The sequence below is a fragment of the Gimesia sp. genome, assembly GCF_048262075.1.
In the GTDB taxonomy this organism is placed as follows: domain Bacteria; phylum Planctomycetota; class Planctomycetia; order Planctomycetales; family Planctomycetaceae; genus Gimesia.
In genome coordinates, this window is record NZ_JBLXFK010000012.1 from 134,475 (window position 1) to 151,635 (window position 17,161).

At 47.5% G+C, this 17,161-nt stretch carries 12 protein-coding genes; 3 read left to right on the top strand and 9 right to left on the bottom strand.

Annotation, left to right across the window (positions count from 1 at the left end; all coding sequences use genetic code 11):
* Window positions 1-188: 188 nt before the first annotated feature.
* From ACN0YH_RS21175 to ACN0YH_RS21190, 4 genes are all read right to left on the bottom strand, one after another.
* The gene (locus ACN0YH_RS21175) at window positions 189-2,324 is read right to left on the bottom strand and encodes a protein kinase domain-containing protein (protein WP_417381584.1); all 2,136 of its coding nucleotides are present in this window, start codon (window positions 2,322-2,324) and stop codon (window positions 189-191) included.
* A gap of 19 nt (window positions 2,325-2,343) precedes the next feature.
* A complete protein-coding gene (locus ACN0YH_RS21180; protein WP_417381585.1) occupies window positions 2,344-2,958 on the bottom strand; it encodes an RNA polymerase sigma factor in 615 nt (204 codons plus the stop codon).
* A gap of 449 nt (window positions 2,959-3,407) precedes the next feature.
* Window positions 3,408-3,887: a MarR family winged helix-turn-helix transcriptional regulator gene (locus ACN0YH_RS21185; protein ID WP_417381586.1), complete on the bottom strand. Its 480-nt coding sequence runs from the start codon at window positions 3,885-3,887 to the stop codon at window positions 3,408-3,410.
* A gap of 226 nt (window positions 3,888-4,113) precedes the next feature.
* Complete coding sequence (locus ACN0YH_RS21190; protein ID WP_417381588.1) at window positions 4,114-5,268, bottom strand: substrate-binding domain-containing protein; 1,155 nt, start codon at window positions 5,266-5,268, stop codon at window positions 4,114-4,116.
* 200 nt (window positions 5,269-5,468) lie between these two features.
* On the opposite strand from ACN0YH_RS21190, the gene ACN0YH_RS21195 reads away from it, so the two are divergent.
* Entirely contained in the window at window positions 5,469-10,901 is a 5,433-nt protein-coding gene (locus ACN0YH_RS21195) for a PVC-type heme-binding CxxCH protein (protein WP_417381589.1), read from the top strand.
* Between the two features lie 4 nt (window positions 10,902-10,905).
* Here ACN0YH_RS21195 and ACN0YH_RS21200 read toward each other — a convergent pair whose 3' ends face one another.
* A complete protein-coding gene (locus ACN0YH_RS21200) occupies window positions 10,906-11,442 on the bottom strand; it encodes a type 1 glutamine amidotransferase domain-containing protein (protein ID WP_417381590.1) in 537 nt (178 codons plus the stop codon).
* A gap of 43 nt (window positions 11,443-11,485) precedes the next feature.
* Entirely contained in the window at window positions 11,486-12,028 is a 543-nt protein-coding gene (locus ACN0YH_RS21205; RefSeq protein ID WP_417381591.1) for a hypothetical protein, read from the bottom strand.
* 288 nt (window positions 12,029-12,316) lie between these two features.
* On the opposite strand from ACN0YH_RS21205, the gene ACN0YH_RS21210 reads away from it, so the two are divergent.
* Both ACN0YH_RS21210 and ACN0YH_RS21215 read left to right on the top strand, forming a co-directional pair.
* Complete coding sequence (locus tag ACN0YH_RS21210; protein WP_417381592.1) at window positions 12,317-12,685, top strand: cupin domain-containing protein; 369 nt, start codon at window positions 12,317-12,319, stop codon at window positions 12,683-12,685.
* A 43-nt stretch (window positions 12,686-12,728) separates the two neighbouring features.
* Window positions 12,729-13,118, top strand: coding sequence for a VOC family protein (locus ACN0YH_RS21215; RefSeq protein ID WP_417381593.1), 390 nt, complete (start codon window positions 12,729-12,731; stop codon window positions 13,116-13,118).
* A 24-nt stretch (window positions 13,119-13,142) separates the two neighbouring features.
* Here ACN0YH_RS21215 and ACN0YH_RS21220 read toward each other — a convergent pair whose 3' ends face one another.
* Genes ACN0YH_RS21220 through ACN0YH_RS21230 form a run of 3 tightly spaced genes read right to left on the bottom strand, consistent with a single transcriptional unit; the run spans window position 13,143 to window position 17,027 of the window.
* Window positions 13,143-14,903, bottom strand: coding sequence for a sugar phosphorylase (locus ACN0YH_RS21220; RefSeq protein WP_417381594.1), 1,761 nt, complete (start codon window positions 14,901-14,903; stop codon window positions 13,143-13,145).
* Window positions 14,904-14,907: 4 nt separating this feature from the next.
* Complete coding sequence (locus ACN0YH_RS21225; protein WP_417381595.1) at window positions 14,908-16,128, bottom strand: glycosyl transferase; 1,221 nt, start codon at window positions 16,126-16,128, stop codon at window positions 14,908-14,910.
* Between the two features lie 44 nt (window positions 16,129-16,172).
* On the bottom strand, window positions 16,173-17,027 hold the full coding sequence (locus tag ACN0YH_RS21230; protein WP_417381596.1) for an HAD-IIB family hydrolase: 855 nt from the start codon (window positions 17,025-17,027) through the stop codon (window positions 16,173-16,175).
* Between the last annotated feature and the right edge of the window lie 134 nt (window positions 17,028-17,161).

The following is a 17,161-nucleotide window of genomic DNA, read 5'->3' on the forward strand; positions in this document are numbered from 1 at the left end:
AAGCCCTTTTTTCATGGATAGTGTGAAGAAAAATCAGCTTTAATGTAGTATTCAGAAGGGCACGGACGGGTCAAGATGAGAAATCAGATTTCGTCTGTTTCAGATCATGAATCAAATCTGACACTGAGGGTTATGGAAGATTATGCAGCAAAATTGAGTTTTAACGAGAGAACTGCGGTTATGAGTGCTTAGTACTTGATGGGGTCTCTACCTGAATAAGCATTTCTGATTTCCTGGATTCCTTGGTCTGTGATTTTGGATCCTTCAAGATACAGATCCTTCATTCGATTCAGCTTTATGAGGTGAGGAATTGATTTATCAGAAACATGTGTGTCCTTAATATTTAACCAGTCCAGTCGGGGGTTGTGTTTAATGAATTCGAGTCCATAGTCAGTGATATTAAGTCGGTCCAGATTGACTGAACTCAATTTTTTAAAATTAGCCAGAGCTCGTAAGCCCTCATCTGTAATCTCTCGATTTTTTTGAAGCGAAATGTGAGTCAGGTTAAGCAGGCTGCTTACGTGAGAGAGGCCTGCATTTGTCAATCCCGTTTCATGCAGATCCAGAGTTTTCAAGGTTAGCTTTCCTTCGAGCGGAGCAAGCGCATCATCCATAACGTGGCAGTCTTCCATACGCAGGATCTCTAATTTTGCCAGGCCCTTCAGTGGTGCCATGACTTCTCGCGTGACTGTCTGGGGATGAAACTTAATCTCTCGGATAAAAAATACAGCTTCTGGTAAATCCTGAACCTGGATTATCGGATCATAGATTCCATCGATTACGATTTCGCAGTCATGATTCAAGAGCCAGACCGCTGCCTCGCGTTCAATTTTAGCCTGTTCTGTGGACGGTTCTGTCATTGGCAATGGGGAGTGTGGGGCTTCTTGATCTGGCCCTGGCCCGACTATCGGAGTCGGGGGAGATTGGGAACTCAAAATCCCCCATGCCCCCAGGCCAAACAGCAGGATCAGTGTCAAAAAGAGAATCCCTCGTTTTTGATTTACAAAACGGTTCAACGGTTGAACCTGAGTACTGTCTTCTGTGGAGACGACCTCAATCGGCGGAGTCAGAATTGTATTTCGGCAGAGTTCAATTAATTCCTGGCTTTCGCTGAGATAGGTTTCCGCCGATTCATTGAGAGGGATTTCATTTTGCTGGCTCAGGAATCGGTCCAGTATTTTGACTACTTCGGCCATCGTCTGAATTCTGTCGACGGGATCTTTTTTCATCATCGACTGAAACAGTTCTTCTAATGTTTCTGGAATCTCCGGAATCAGATCTGAAAGTCGAGGAGCGGTCTCTTCACGATGTGCGATAATTGTAGCAATCTGGGTTTCCTGTTTAAAAGGCGACTGTCCGGTCAGCAATTTAAAAAATGTGCATCCCAGGCTGTAGATATCTGCCCGATGGTCGATTGTTTTCACACTGTGTGCCTGTTCGGGGGCCATGTATTGCACACTGCCCATGATGCACTGGCTGTCTGTCAGATCACTCAAGTGTGTATTCGCCTGACTCAGGCCAGCTAACCCGAGGTCTAAAATCTTCACTTCACCTTCCGTGGTGAGAAAAAGATTCGATGGTTTAATATCCCGATGAATCAGTTTATGATTATGGATGTATTGCAAACCGTTGGCGACCTGCCGCACGATATAACAGGCAGATGTAATCGAGATCATTTTTTCGGATTTGAGGATTGTTTTCAAATCATGGCCAGATAAATATTCCATGACTAGAAAGCAGGTTTCATCGGCCTCTCCGGCATCGGTGGCTTTGACAATATTGGGGTGATCTAACTGTCCGATCAGTTCCATCTCTCGATAGAACCTTTGTGTCTGTGTGTCATTATCCCATTGATTATTTAACAGTAATTTGAGGACAACCTGTTTCTTCAGGCGAGCATGAATTGCCCTGTAAACTACGCCCATTCCTCCCTGGCCGATTTTCTCTATGAGATGGTAATTACCTATGACCCGGATTGTAATCTGATTCAATTCCTCGTCGACTTGGCTATGAATTCCGGGGCCGGTGTGCGGGGTCGGAGAATACGCCGTCGATGGTGGCTGATTTATTGAGGAGATTGTGGAGTTGAAAATGCGGTCCAGTTGCTGCTCCGAAAAGGGATGCTGTTCTGGATTCCCGGACTGATTTTGCCGTTTCTGGCATTCTTGCCAGCTCTTCAGTTCCTTATCCTCCGAGAAGGCCTCGATACGCTTCTGGCAATTTGCGCAATGATTCAGATGCTCTTTGACGTGCTGATTTTCAAGTTCATCAAGCTCGTTGGAGAGATAATGAACGATCTGGCTGTCTGAAATACACTTTTCCATAAAAGGCCCAACATAAACGTCACTTTTGAAATACGACACTGTCGAATGAGAGACGCTGTATCTCCTCTTTCAGTTTTTTCTGCACAAGAAATTTCGCTTTATATATCCAGGTGATTTCCCTGGTCAGCTTTTCAGCAGCCTGCCGTGCATCAAGATCCTCTATCCAGGTCAGTTCAAATGCTTTCCAGGTTTGCTCATCAAACAATGGTTGAATATTATTCAGGGCCGTCATGTAAATATGGCTGCAGAACTCATCAGCCCAGGCAGCATCTGATTCACCTGCCTGTTGATAGATCGCATCCTGTAGACCAGAAGTTCCTGTCTGATTCTGGAATCGTTTATTATTTTTGAAATAACGGCAGATCTCATGATAAGTTACCGTGCCCAGCCAGGAGCGAAATCGTCCCAGTTTCCGGTTATATTCAAATGAATGCATTGAAGTGCTGATCTGCCGAAATACTTCCTGGCATACATCTTCCGCGTCGCAGTCTTTAAGGCGGAACTTCCGGCAATGATTGAAAATAAGAGGGCTGTAGATGCGAACAAATTCCCTCCATGCCTCGGCATCTGTCTGAAATCGAACTCGATTTAAAAGAGTGATATGAGTCGAAGGCCATTCAGGGCTGTAGTTCATTAAGTCAGTTCCTCGGTGAAGGGCTTCTGTGTGTTGGTTTGCCAACTTCGTTTAGTGAACCTATGAATCTCGATTTGCGACTCACTGACCATTAAATGCAATAGCATGATCATTTCCTGTCTCTGAACAGGGACAGGCCTTAGAATCAATTTACTCAAACTACTGCTCGAATGAAATAAGAATCTGCAGTAAGTCGGGTAAGAGGATGTAAATTCAATTGAAATTCACTACGGATGGGAAATCAGCATCGTTGAGCTAAAGCTTTTTCAGAACGTTGTCGAGCTCTGGTAACACTCTATCTGTAATCTATATCTGAATGGACGTCTATGTCTGAATGAAAGCTGAGTTCGCATCCAGAAGCGAGTGTGGAGCTACCTTGATGATTTTAGAAGAGATCCCTCTAGCAATCAGGGATTTAAATTGAGAAGGGCTGGTCAATTACGTGTTGTCTATTCTACGTTTTTTACTGAATGTCTTGCTTTTTCCAGTAAGCGGGAAAGTTCAGTGAGTTCAGTAGAACTGAGATGACCAATCAATTTGCGATGCAGGTCCAGATCTGGTTGATCGACCTCTTTTAGTAATTTCAGGGCTTTGGAAGTAATTTCGATATAAACGACGCGTCGGTCTTCGGTACAGCGCTTTCGCTTGATTAATTCCTGTGCCTGCAGGCGATCAAGTAAACCTGTAATCGCGGGGACAACCTGAACCATACGGTTTGCGATTTCGAGAGAAGGCATAGGCTTGCCTTCACCACGCAAAATACGCAAAACATTATATTGTGAAGGGGTTAAACTATATTCCCTGAAGAGTCTGCCAAACTGGTTATGAAAGACATCACTGGTTCTAAGAATATTTAAAATGGCTGCCTGTTCTAAAGAGTCAAAAGGTTGTTTTTTTTTAATCTCATGCTGCAGTTTGCTGTGTGACATTTTGACCCCTGGCTAATGGAAGGTAATCCGGCCATTTTATGAGTAAACTATTAGATCGTCAATAGGCTGTGTGGCTTCTGTTCAATCATGATGATATGGAATAGTGCCTAGACAGTGTTGTGGCTTAGGGGGCATTCACTATGAGAACAATAATGGTAATGCAGGCAGGTTGACCGTTCAAAAAGCAGAAAATCAAGAATGTTAATTATGTTTTGAGCCAGCTGCATCAGGGTCTCTGGCGAAACTCGGTAGGAGTACAGTTTTCATTCTCTTTAATAATCACACTCAGGTAAGCAGCGCTGGAGAAACCTGCCATCAGTGCTATCTGCTCAAGTGTAAAATCAGTATCAATAAGTAGTTGTCTGGCTCGTCTCAGGCGTTCTTCAGAAATGATCTGGTGAGGTGTTTTACCAACAAGCTTTATAAAACGTCTTTCCAGAGAGCGGCGGGTTAGATTCACTTGACTGGCGATCATGGAGACGCTGATTTTTTCGCACGCTTTTCTTCTGATTAACTCCAGAGCAGAGGCGATAGCGGGATCTTCGACGGCGATAATATCTGTAGATCGGCGTGGGATCAGGATCCGGGGTGGGATTGGTCGTCGGGTCAGTGCAGATTGATTACCGCGCATCATTTGATCCAGAAGAGCTGCAGCCTCATAACCAATTTCTTTCGCCTGATGTGCAATACTGGTGAGGGTGGGGGCAACGACATCACAAAAGACGTCGTCATTATCGACACCTACGACCGCCACCTGTTCCGGTATCGCGATGTTACGGCGGCGGCAGGCATCGAGAACACATAACGCTCTCAGGTCGTGAGCAGCAAATAGACCGACGGGTTTGGGGAGTGCTTCCAGCCAGTCTGCCAGATCATCCTGACCTCCGTTCCAGCTTTCCACAAAACGCCGACGTGAAAGGGGAGAATAGATTTCGCAGGGAAACCCCTGGTCGCGGGCGATCTCTGCGAAGGCGTTTCGACGCCGATGGGACCAGTGCACTTTCTCGACACCAACAAATGCGAATTGTCGGAGATGACGATCGTGTAGATGTTCAAAGGCCAGTTTCGCGATGAGAGAATCATCGGCATAGACTGCAGGCATCTCCAGGTCGGGCACCTGTTGCAGAGTGTCAATCACCGGGACTTGAAGTTGTGCCAGTCGTTTCGCCATTTGGCGCGAGCGAACGCGAGCGATAACGCCATCTCCTTGCCAGCTTTTGATCCACTCAGGTAAAGACGTTTGTGGTCCCCACTCATCGATGTATATCGACCAGGGACCATGAGTACGTGAGTAGGTGGAAATTCCCTGTAGAATTTCACGACCAAATGTTTTTGATGTTTCGATAAAAATTGCAACCTGCGGTGTTGAGTCGGAGTTCATCGGTCAGTTTTCTGTTGTCGCAAAATTGAAAGAGATTGTCGCACTACTGGATTGATGTGGCCTGAAAGCTGCTGGTACACTAAGGTTTCTGAAGATACTAAAGAAATCGAATTCTTTTTAAAAAGTGTGCCTGATTTAACTGTTGGACCGGCTGGTATACTTCGCTCATAGTATAAGATCCGGGATGAGGAAAGAAGTTAATGCATCTTACACGTTCCTTGCTGTCACTCGTCGTTCTATTTATTTCTTTTTCCAGAAGTCATGCAGATAATGTTCAATCCTATCAGGTCGGCATAGCGAAAGTCGACATCACGCCAGCGTATCCAGTTCTCCTGAATGGTTATGCATCACGGGGAACTGACTTAATTGATCAGGTCGAACAATCGCTCTGGGCTCGTGCGGTCGCTGTCCTGAATCTGCAGGGCCAACCGCATGTCCTGATCTCAGTTGAAAATTGTGGCGTGCCTGCATCAGTGACAAATCGCGTTGTCGCGAATCTGAAAGAGCAGCATCAGGTTACACCTGCAGGCCTGGTTATTTGTTCGACGCACACGCACGCTGCCCCCATGCTCACTGGAGTGCTTCCCAATATTTACACTAAGGATCTTACCCAGGCAGAGCAGGCAGTCGTGGACCGTTATACCAGCGAGCTGGTTCAGAAATTAACGACAGTTGCCCGACAGGCGATCAAAAATGCACAACCTGCATTTCTGGAGTGGGGAATCGGGACTGCGACCTTTGCAAAAAATCGTAGAAATATCACAGGACCTACTGATTATGACTTACCGATTTTACGCGTGAAAAGCCCGGAAGGGAAATCACGGGCCATTTTGGTCGGATATGCCTGTCACTGCACGACCCTGGGGGGAGTGTCTTTTATGTCCGGTGACTGGGCTGGTAGTGCTGTCGAGGAAATCGAAGCAGATATTCCAGGCTGTATGGCGATGGTTGTGATTGGGTGTGGCGCGGATCAAAATCCAAAATTCAGAGGTGATGACCAGGGAGCCGCACGCGTGAACGGGCAAGCTGTTGCAACGGGAGTCCAGCAACGGCTGAAAAGCGGTCTCACAAGCATAGCCGGAAATATTTCAGCGCACAGTGATGAAATTAAACTGCCGCTGGCGATGCTGCCAACGGAAGAGGAGTGGAAACAGCGTGCCGGCAAACCGGGGATCACGGGATACCATGCGAAAAAAAATCTGGAGAGACTAAAGCGGGGAGAGGCGTTAACAGATCAAGTTGAATATCCGATCAAGACCTGGTCCTTTGGAGATGATCTGGCGATAGTTTTTCTCGGTGGAGAAGTGGTCGTAGATTACTCTCTGGCGATCAAACAAAAACATGGCGCGAAGGTTTGGGTGAATTCCTATGCGAATGATGTTCCCTGCTACATCCCATCCGAACGGGTTTTACTGGAAGGGGGCTATGAGGGGAAGAATGCCATGGTCTGGTATGACTTGCCCGGCCCGCTTGCTCCTGGTCTGGAGAAAAAAATTCTGGATGTGGTGTCACAGCAGATTCCTGATTCCTTTAAGGCAGCCGATGATGTGAGCCGTACCGGAGGTAAACGGCCGTTGACTCCCGCGGAATCCATTTCGCGCATGAATCTTTCTGACAAACTGAAAGTGGAGATTGTCGCTGCGGAACCACTGGTGATTGATCCTGTAGCGGTCGAGTTTGGACCGGATGGAAAACTGTGGGTCGTGGAGATGCGGGATTATCCTGCGGGCATGGATGGAAAATATAAGCCTGGCGGGATGGTAAAATATTTGGAAGATCTGGATCAGGATGGCCGGTATGATAAAGCGACTGTATTTCTGGAAGGGCTGGCTTTTCCGACAGGATTGATGGTCTGGAAACAGGGGGTACTGGTCTGTACGGCTCCGGATGTCATTTATGCAGAAGATACCACCGGTGATGGGAAAGCAGATCTTCAGAAGAAAATTCTGACTGGTTTCGCAACACATAATTATCAGGCGCGGGTAAACAGCCTGGTTCCCGGGCTTGACAACTGGGTCTATGCCTCCGGTGGATTGTTCGGCGGCATCATCCAGTCCTTCAACGGGCAGACTGTGAACGTGACCAACCGGGATTTCCGGTTTCAGCCAGAGACCGGTGTCCTGGAGCCAGTCAGTGGCCGGACCCAGCAGGGGCGCGTGCGTGATGACTGTGGAAACTGGTTCGGCTGTCGAAACGGCACGCTATGCGTGCATTACCCGGTGAATGAATCCTATTTCCAGAAGAACTCTTATGTGAGTTCGCCTCCCCCGGAAGTTTCGATCCCCAAAGGTAAAAATGCCAATCAGTTGTTTCCCGTGGGGGATCTGGTTCAGTTTCATTTAAGTGGACAGCGGGGCCGCCCCACTTCTGCCTGTGGTCTGGGGCTGTATCGGGATGATCAACTGGGGAAAGAGTTTTATGGAAATGCATTTGTCTGTGAACCCGTCAATCAGCTGGTGCATCGTCTGTTAGTGACACCAGCGGGAGTGACGTTTTCGGGACTGAGGGCACCCGAAGAACAGGAACGGGAATTTTTAACTTCAACAGATAACTGGTTTCGACCTGTCCAGGCGCGGACATCACCTGATGGCTCGTTGCTGATTGTGGACATGTACCGGTATCTGATTGAACATCCCAAGTTCCTCTCGCCAGAAGCAGTCCAGAAATTAAACGTGCGTGCTGGTGAAACCCGCGGCCGAATTTATCGAATTTCTGTGCGAGATCAACCATATCAGCCCATTCCCAATTTAAAACGGTTGCCTTCTCAGGAACTTTCACAGATGCTCAAGAGTGAGAATGGAACGCTACGTGATATGGTTCAACAGGAACTGGTTTTACGAGATGATAAAGCAGTGATTCCATCCTTGTCACAGATAGCCAAAGAAGCGAAGTTGTCGCAATCTCGGTTGCAGGCATTATGTACCCTGGATGGATTGCAAGCGTTGCCCCCCGAGTTACTGCTGACTCGGATTAACGATCAGAATCCCGGTGTACGCAGGGAAGCACTTCGGTTAGCAGAACCATTCCTGGAACAGTCAGAACCACTGGCTAAAGCAGTACTTGAACTAGCCGGCCAGGAGCAGGAACTTCCGGTACAACTCCAACTGGCATACACGCTAGGTTCTCTAAAAGAGGACGAGGCGACTAACGCACTGTTACAGTTGCTGGAGCAGCATTCGGGAAATCTTTACCTCAGGTCCGCTGTATTGACTGGTTTTGAGCCCGCTCGTTTGAGCCCTGCACTGGTAAGTCTGCTTCCCAGAATAGCAGGGAAACCAAAATTACTCCCCATGTTCCGTTCATTGCTGGAGATGGCGGTTGCTACCAGGGATCCTGGCTTATTGGAACAGGTATTTGCAGCACTGACTACCCATGTTGTTCAGAGTCAGAAATCGGAAGCCTGGGAATGGATGGCTTTAACACAGGTGATAAAGTCTTTGAAGAGTCGGGATAAATCAAGAGTGGAGAAACAGAAGTCGGAATTGAAGGAGCTCTTAAATCTTGCCCGCGAACAGGTATCAAATACCGAACAATCAGAGCCCATACGGATCGCCGCATTACAGTTTGTGCTAGCAGTGGAGCAAAGTCAGGGCAGTCTTGAACTGGTTTCAGAATTGTTGTCACCTCAAACTGCTTTGAACATTCAAATGGCTGCATTGAAAAGTCTGATCCAGTCACAGAGTCCCGCCGCGTTCGAACTGGTTTTCAGTAACTGGAAACAATTTACACCTGCCTTACAGGCTGAGGTTATCCACCAGTTACTGTCCCGCGAATCGTCGACACTGGACTTATTAAACAGAATTGAGCAGAAGATCGTTCAACCTGCTCAGATTGATTTAACAAACCGTCAGACTTTGATTGATCATAAAAATGAAAAGATCAAACAGCGTGCGAGAAAATTGTTTTCAGTCGCCACCAGCGCAAGTCGTGAAGCGATCCTGAAACAGTATGCGACGCTCGATTTGAAGCAGGGAAGTGTGGAACGCGGCAGTCTGGTCTTTGAAAAACAGTGTGCTAACTGCCATCGTTTGAATGGGAAGGGGCATGTTGTGGGGCCGGATCTGGCTGCACTGACTGATCAGTCGAAGTCATTTCTGCTGACTTCTATTCTCGACCCGAATAAAGCGGTCGATGGTCGTTATGCTTCGTATCTGGCTGTGACTGATGATGGTCGCATCACGACTGGGATTCTGGTGTCTGAGCAAAGCAATAGCATTACCTTGAAAGCGCAGCAGGGAAAGGTACAGACCATTCTCAGAACGCAGCTGGATGAATTAAGCAATAGTGGGAAATCTCTCATGCCTGAAGGCCTCGAACGTGAGATTCCTTTAGGTGCGATGGCGGATTTGCTGGTATTTCTGCAGGAACACAGTGCACCTTTGAAATACAGCTATGCAGGATCTGTCAAACCGGATGTCAGCTACCCTGACGATCCTCAGAATCTAAAACTGGTGAATCGTTCTACTGGTTCCACACAATTTAATGACGGTCAGTGGGTTGGTTTTCGCTTTGCAGGAACAGAGCCTCAGCCACGCATTGTGATTGATCTGCAGCGAAAAATGCCTGTAAATGCCTTGCGAATAGTATATGGCGTGAATCATGAACCGGGATCAATTCATGCACCCTCCGCGATCCAGGTTTCTTTCAGTAATAACAATAAACAGTTTGGAAATCCCCACAAGTTTTCCACCTTCGATGACAGCTCTGATGGACTGGGGCTGTATGAAATTGATCGACGGGCGATTGATATCAATATTCCAGAGCAGCGGGCACAGTTTGTTCGCATCGATTTTCAGGGAAAACAGGGTTGGATCTTTCTTTCCGAAATTTCATTGGGCAGTACTACAACGGGAAATCAAAACATGGCAGTGCCAGTGCTGCCTGGTGAGGAAACCTCTAAAACGGAAGAAGTAGATCCGATCACATTGATCAAAACACTTGTGGCAGACGTCAAAGTAGGGACTCCGGATGAATATCGCACTATACCTGAGATCTGGCGTACCGCGATCGCTGTCGGAAAACGAAACCAGGCAGACGAAGTCATTCGTCTGCTGGAGGGATCTCTTCCCGAACTGGATGAACGTCTGGAATGCTGGCAGGCGGTAGTGATTGGGGGCGGGGTCATCAATGGGATTACGATTGCCGGTGACTGGCCTCGCGGCAAAATTGATTCACTTCTGAAAGATAGGCCGGAATTGACGGTCCGTTGGAAGCAGGCACTCCAGCGGGCCGTCAATATGGCTGATGATCCAGATGTGAAAGGGGGCACCCGTTATGATGCGCTGCGGATGGTGGCTATGCTGGATTATGACGTCTGTCAAAAACAGCTGAAGCGGTACCTGAAGGATGCCAGTCATGCTGAACTGCAGATGGGAGCCGTAAGTGGGCTTGGCGATATCGATGTACCGACAGCAACTGAAGATCTGATTGCAGCACTCCCTGTATTGACTCCCCGCAATCAGAAAATTGCGCTGCAGGCGTTAATCAGAACAGACAGACGCGCGATCGCCTTGTTGAAAGCAATTCAACAGCAACAGCGATTAGTGAAGTTGATAGACGCCGAATTGCAGCAGCAACTGAAAATACATCAGACTGCAGAAGTGCAGCAGCTTGCCAACCAGATCTTTGATTGACCGGCTAAGTTGTTTTCAGAACTTCGAGAATTCCCTTGCAGAAATCAGGTAGATCAGAGGGACGTCGACTGCAGACGAAATGGCGGTCGACGACTACGGGAGCATCTTCCCAGACAGCGCCTGCGTTGATCAGATCGTCTTTGATTCCCGGTGAACCGGTGACTTTGACGCCGTTGTAGATTCCTGCAGAAATAGGCATCCAACCTCCATGACAGATGGCGGCGATCAGTTTTCCGCATTCATGGAATTCCTGCAGGAGTGAGAGTACTTTTTCGGATCGCCTGAGTTTATCAGGCATCCATCCTCCAGCACAGATGACTCCCTGGTAATCAGCTGAGTTAATACTGTCGATGGTGACTTCCGATACGGAAGGATATCCGTGTTTTCCCAGATAGGTTTTCCCCGCTTCCAGACCAGCCAGAGTGGTTTCTGCGCCTGCTTCTTCCAGTCGGAGTTTGGGGTACCAGAGTTCCAGGTCTTCATAGTCCTCACCAGTAAACAGAAGAAACTTTTGACCTGACAGTGGAAGAGAAACAGTCATTTATATACCTCAGTTTACAAATTGAAAATCAGAATTGCAGAAGTTAGGTAGCTGGCCACATCAGACCAAAGATGGTGCCGACTATGACAGCATAAGCGATAGATTCAATCACATGTCCGAGAATCCGATTGTGAAACCAGATCGAGTGTTGAATGCTCGCTGATAAAAAAGTCAGCAGGCCAGCTGTGGCTAAAAAACGAAAGACGACTATAAATTCTGCACCTGGCGCTATCGCCAGCGAAGACAGATAAGCGAGAGAAAAGCTGATGACCAGAAAGAATACAAAGGTCAGGCCCAGGTTTTTGCCCATGTTCACTTTGGGATATACGGTCATTACACCACAGGGACCTTTGTTCCATTTCTTCTGATATTCCTCGCTTTTCATTTCATCAGGTGATTCACATCCAGGAAACATGTAACTGCCAACAGGCATGTTCAGGTTCTGCATCGTTTTGAGAAACTCGTCTTCCTGTTCCATTTTTTTCCAGTCATCCCGGTGAAGTTGCAGGACCATCCAAGAGAGAAAACTGGCAAAAAACAGGGCAACCGCTGATAGCAGGACAGGTAGCAGTAAACTTGTCAACATATTTTGGCTCCTGAAATATGAATTATTCAGCAGGTCCGAATGGAACTGGGTGACAGAGTTTTTTAAATTTAGGTTGATTAAGATGAGTCTGGTATCATGATAAGAATTCATTCATAGCATTCCTAGCCTGTTCATACTGAAATATTTTCTGATGCCAGTCGATCTTCAGGATCCCGATTTCGAATGCGTAAAACAGGATGTATGGTCCTGGCTTTCATGCCAGAAGCATCTTGCAATATTTTGGTTCATTAACGACTGCCGAATGCTGTGTTTTATTAAGGAGCCACCATGCCTCGCTATATTGAACTCCCCACAATTGTAAAAGCTGCCGGTAATAAACCGAAACAGATAGAAGAATTTATCGGGCGTGTGAATACGGGTGACGAATTCATCAGTGTCGCCCGAATGGTATCTCCCGGCGGCTGGGTTGAACCTGCACAATCCCCCGAGTTTCAGGAGATGTCTGTCGTTTTGAAAGGTGTACTACATGTGGAAACAAAGCAGGGGATTTTTGAAGTCAAAACGGGACAGGCGATCATACTGGATGCAGGGGAGTGGGTCCGCTACAGCACTCCTGGAGAAGCCGGGGCGGAGTACATCGCCATCTGCCTGCCTGCATTTTCACCAGGAACGGTCCATCGCGAATCCGATGACTAAGTGGTAATGTTCATTTTATTTTCTCAGTGCACAGGGAGCAGTCATGTCAATGATAAATAATCCTGTTCAGGAGTTGGTGCCTCTCCTGTTTGTAGAAAATATTGATAATTCGATCTCCTTTTACAGAGATCAACTTGGGTTTGAAATCAGGATGAAATGGGAACCTGAAGATAAAATTCAGTGGTGTCGACTGGAACGGGGTTCGGCGGCGCTGATGTTACAATCTGCCTGTCCCGATGAGGATGGAGTCAGAGAAGAACGAATCAAGGGAGTGGGTTTCTATTTTCTCTGCTTTGATGCCCTGGTCATGTTTGAAGAGTTTTCAAAGAAAGGATTAAACCTGGAACCTCCCCGGGCCGCTTTTTATGGAATGAATCAACTGTTTCTCAAAGATCCGGATGGTTACGAACTCTGCTTTCAGAGCCAGGTTTGATTCTGTGTAATCAGCGGCTTTGAGTTAATTGCGCGACCAGCGATTCGTCAACCAGATTACCTGATAGGGTTTCAGAATCAATTCAGCGCGCAGGTCGGAGTATAATTCACCGCTGATTAGATCGGTCCAGTTATCGGTTCCGATCAGATTAATTTCCGATAACGGGACAATCTGTTCCTGATTGGAAATATTATTGAGCGCGAAAATACTCTGCTGGCGATCCATGCTCTGTCGCCAGAAGGCAAATACACTGTCTCCCAGATGTAAGGTGAACTGCGTCGCATTGGGATGAAAAGCCGGCTGATGTCGACGCACTTTCAGCAGATGGCACATTCCCAGAAAGACCTGCGAGTGAATGGAAGTATCATCGGCGAGTGCCAATGCCAGTTTGTGGTAATCCCAGCGATGACGGTTGATAGAACGGTTCAGGCCTGTCTCTTTTACGCCAGCCTGATCATTCAGAGTGCCCAGAAAACTGTGTATATAAACCGCAGGGATTCCTTCCAGAGCAAACATGATGGCGTGCGCACAGAGGAACCGTTCGACTTGCCATTCGTCTTCACCATCCAAGGTCCCTTTCATCGCATCAATTAACGAGATGTTGATTTCATAAGGACGCTTGACTCCTCCAGCGAGAGATCGCATGGAGATGCGTCCGCCAAATTGTTCCATCATGGCGACCATATTTCCAATTTCATCTTCGCTCATCAGACCTTCAGCGGGTCTGAGTCCGATGCCATCGTGAGAGGCAATGAAATTCAGATAAGTGGTGCCATGCAAGGCAGGGGGCATGCTCATCATCCAGGTTTTTAAATGCTGACAGCTGCCACAGAGCATGGCGTTCACCAGCAGCGGGGGGAGTGAAAAGTTGTAAATGGCATGGGCTTCGTTCGAGTTCCCGAAATAGGCCAGGTTTTCCCGGTTGGGAATATTGGTTTCTGTGATGATCATGGCCGTCGGTGCCACAAACTGGATCAATGTACGGAAGAGACGCACGATCTCATGAGTTTCCGGCAGACTCAGACAGCTTGTTCCCACCACCTTCCAGATAAAGGCGATCGCGTCGAGCCGAAAAATATTGACTCCGTGGTCCAGGTAGAGCTTGATGATTTTGACAATTTCCCGCAGCAGTTGGGGGTTAGCGAAATTCAAGTCCACCTGATCTTGACTGAACGTGCACCAGACATAACGCGGTCCATCGGGGGTTTCGATCAGGCTTAACAGCTCATTGGTGCGCGGGCGGACTACCTCAGATAAATCGTCTTCAGGAGAAGCGCAGAAAAAATAATCCTTACCTGGTGCTTCTCCTCGCCTGAGTTGCTGGAACCATTTACTTTGACTGGAGCAATGGTTGATTACCAGGTCTGACATCAACTGAAAATTTTCTGCGATGGCATTAATCTGGGGCCAGTCGCCCAGGTGCGGATTCACCTGGTGATAGTCAATGATGGAAAATCCGTCATCTGAACTGTAGGGGAAAAACGGGAGGATATGAATTCCGCTGATAGTTTCGTTCAGAAATTCTTTAGAAAACTGAAGTAGCGTTTCCAGGGGCTGCTGGTCTTCCGTAAGCAGGCTGTCGCCGTATGTGATCATCATTACATTAGACTGGTCCCAGTGATTCTGATGCGTCTGTGGTGTCTGGCATTTCCCGTCGGGACACATGATTTGAATCAGTTCCCGGGCAAATGCGGTATGATCGATTTCGGGGTAAATGATTCTTAAATGGTTTTCTATCAGAAACTGATACTCACTGACTGCAGAATGCTCAACTGGCTCACTCATGGTTTCAGGCAAACTCCCGATAGTCATCGTCAACAGCGGCGCACAGGCTCGCAAAAATATCCGGAAAAGCACTTTGGACACGATTCCAGCTGGGGATAAATGGCGTTTCCATCGGATTTTCCAGGAAATGCAGACCCGCTTTTAACACATTTTCTGCGAACAGCTCAACGGCCTTTTCTTCATTATGAATATCCAGGGCTAATCCATTAATGATGGCGTCGTTTCGATACGTTTCAATGAAGTCGAGGGCAATTCGATAGTAAGTGGCTTTGATAGAACGAAACGTTTCCGTTGAAAAAACGACTCCATTTGTGGCCAGCTTACGGAAAATGCCTTTCGAAATATCAATCGACATTTTCGACAGCCCCGCCTGGGAATCGTCAACGGAAAGATTCTGATGTTTGTGATCATAGCGGTCAGCAATGTCGACCTGGCACAGACGGTTGGTCGAGTAATTCCGATTCACTTCCGAGAGCACGCCGATTTCCAGCCCCCAGTCGCTGGGAATGCGGATATCGTTGATGACATCAACGCGAAAAGAGAACTCGCCAGCCAGTGGATAGCGGTAGCTGTCGAGGTATTCTAGATAATCCAGTGAGCCGAGAATTTTCTTCAATGCCCTGAGCAGTGGGGTCACCAGCAGACGGGTCACCCGACCATTCATTTTGCTGTCAGCCACTCTTGCATAGTAACCTTTGCAGAACTGATAGTTAAAACTGGGATTGGCAACAGGATAAATCAGGCGTGCCAGTAGACTGCGATCATAGGTGAGAATATCGCAATCATGCAATGCGATGGAGGCCGATGTTCCCTGGGCCAGAATATAACCCAGGCAGTACCATACGTTACAGCCTTTTCCCAGTTCGTTAGGAGCCAGTCCCTGGTTTTGCAGTACGGAATTGACATTCTGCAGTCGCGGGCCATCGTTCCAGAGAATCCGATGTTTCTGAGGTAGTCGGCTGAAAAACTGAATGGCGTGTTTGTATTGCGCTTCGTCCGCTCGATCCAGGCCAATCACGATTTCGTTCAGATAACGGACTTTCGCCAATTCTGTGACAATTTTATCAAGTGCAGGCCCTTCCAGTTCGCTATACAGGCAGGGCAGCACCAGGCTCATCGGGCGTATTTTAGAAAACTGGAGCAGTTCCGCTTCCATCTCGTCAATTGAGCGTGACGAGAGATTATGTAATGTCGTGATAATACCGTTTTGGTAAAAGTCTCCCATACCAGCTCTCCATGATCGTAGTTTGAGCGTCAAAACCGGGATGATCAGGTCAGCGTTTCATCCAGTATTTGCGTTAATGCAACAGCCCATCCCTGTGGGCCAGTCTCTTCAGTAATAATGACCGAAGATTGCTTCTCAAGATCGGGAGGTTCGTGATGGGAAGAGCGCACAATGACTGCGATGTCTGCTGCATTCAGCATGGCGACGTCATTCTGACTGTCACCGAGTGCCACGAATCGAGGAGTGGGTTTACCGGAACGGGTATAAAACTCCCTGAACCATTGCAGACATTTTCCTTTGTCACACGCGCCAATCACATGCACAAACCGACCACCTCGCAGTAGCCGCAGACCATGATTGGCAATCAGTGCTTCAAACTTACGCAATTGATGTGCCGAGTCCTGCCAAATTAACGGCTCTGAAAATTCCCGGTTCATCGCCTGCTCAGCTTCGGACTCCGATAATCCCGTATATGCAATAACTTCAGAGACTTCCATGTCTGAAAATCCAGAAAACAGGAAATTTTCTTCATGGCGTTTTTTTTGAATGATCGAAAGGATCTCAGTTCTGCGTGCCCCTAAAACATGCACATCATTTCCTGAAAAATGTGCAGTTGAGCCGCTTGTGTGGATAAACGAAGGATCCGGAAAATAGATGGCAGAACCATTTTCCACGACGTAGGGATCGGTATTTTTCAGTGCTTCACGCAACGCGATCAGTTCGGCTGCCGTTTTACTGGTATTCAGTATCAGCGGAATTCCCGCTGCCTGTAACCGTGTGATTACAGGTATAGCGGGTGCAAACGAATATGTATCATGATCCAGCAATGTGCCGTCCAGATCACTCATGACGACCAACGGTGGAAGTTTATCTATAGTCTGTTGAGTTTCAGTAGACATAACCTGGCAGATGCAGCGAAAAAAGAGACAAATCAAAGCCGTTTTCGAGAAACGCTTTCAGTATCCTAGCAAGTATCGTTCGCGCGAACAAATAAGGTTCGGCTTTTGAACAGAATGAACGTTCTTTAAGTCAT

Coding starts and splice junctions, on each gene's coding strand:
- ACN0YH_RS21195 (WP_417381589.1), top strand. CDS start 5,469: ATGCATCTTACACGTTCCTTGCTGTCACTCGTCGTTCTATTTATTTCT.
- ACN0YH_RS21225 (WP_417381595.1), bottom strand. CDS start 16,128: ATGGGAGACTTTTACCAAAACGGTATTATCACGACATTACATAATCTC.
- ACN0YH_RS21215 (WP_417381593.1), top strand. CDS start 12,729: ATGTCAATGATAAATAATCCTGTTCAGGAGTTGGTGCCTCTCCTGTTT.
- ACN0YH_RS21175 (WP_417381584.1), bottom strand. CDS start 2,324: ATGGAAAAGTGTATTTCAGACAGCCAGATCGTTCATTATCTCTCCAAC.
- ACN0YH_RS21230 (WP_417381596.1), bottom strand. CDS start 17,027: ATGTCTACTGAAACTCAACAGACTATAGATAAACTTCCACCGTTGGTC.
- ACN0YH_RS21200 (WP_417381590.1), bottom strand. CDS start 11,442: ATGACTGTTTCTCTTCCACTGTCAGGTCAAAAGTTTCTTCTGTTTACT.
- ACN0YH_RS21220 (WP_417381594.1), bottom strand. CDS start 14,903: ATGAGTGAGCCAGTTGAGCATTCTGCAGTCAGTGAGTATCAGTTTCTG.
- ACN0YH_RS21180 (WP_417381585.1), bottom strand. CDS start 2,958: ATGAACTACAGCCCTGAATGGCCTTCGACTCATATCACTCTTTTAAAT.
- ACN0YH_RS21210 (WP_417381592.1), top strand. CDS start 12,317: ATGCCTCGCTATATTGAACTCCCCACAATTGTAAAAGCTGCCGGTAAT.
- ACN0YH_RS21185 (WP_417381586.1), bottom strand. CDS start 3,887: ATGTCACACAGCAAACTGCAGCATGAGATTAAAAAAAAACAACCTTTT.
- ACN0YH_RS21190 (WP_417381588.1), bottom strand. CDS start 5,268: ATGAACTCCGACTCAACACCGCAGGTTGCAATTTTTATCGAAACATCA.
- ACN0YH_RS21205 (WP_417381591.1), bottom strand. CDS start 12,028: ATGTTGACAAGTTTACTGCTACCTGTCCTGCTATCAGCGGTTGCCCTG.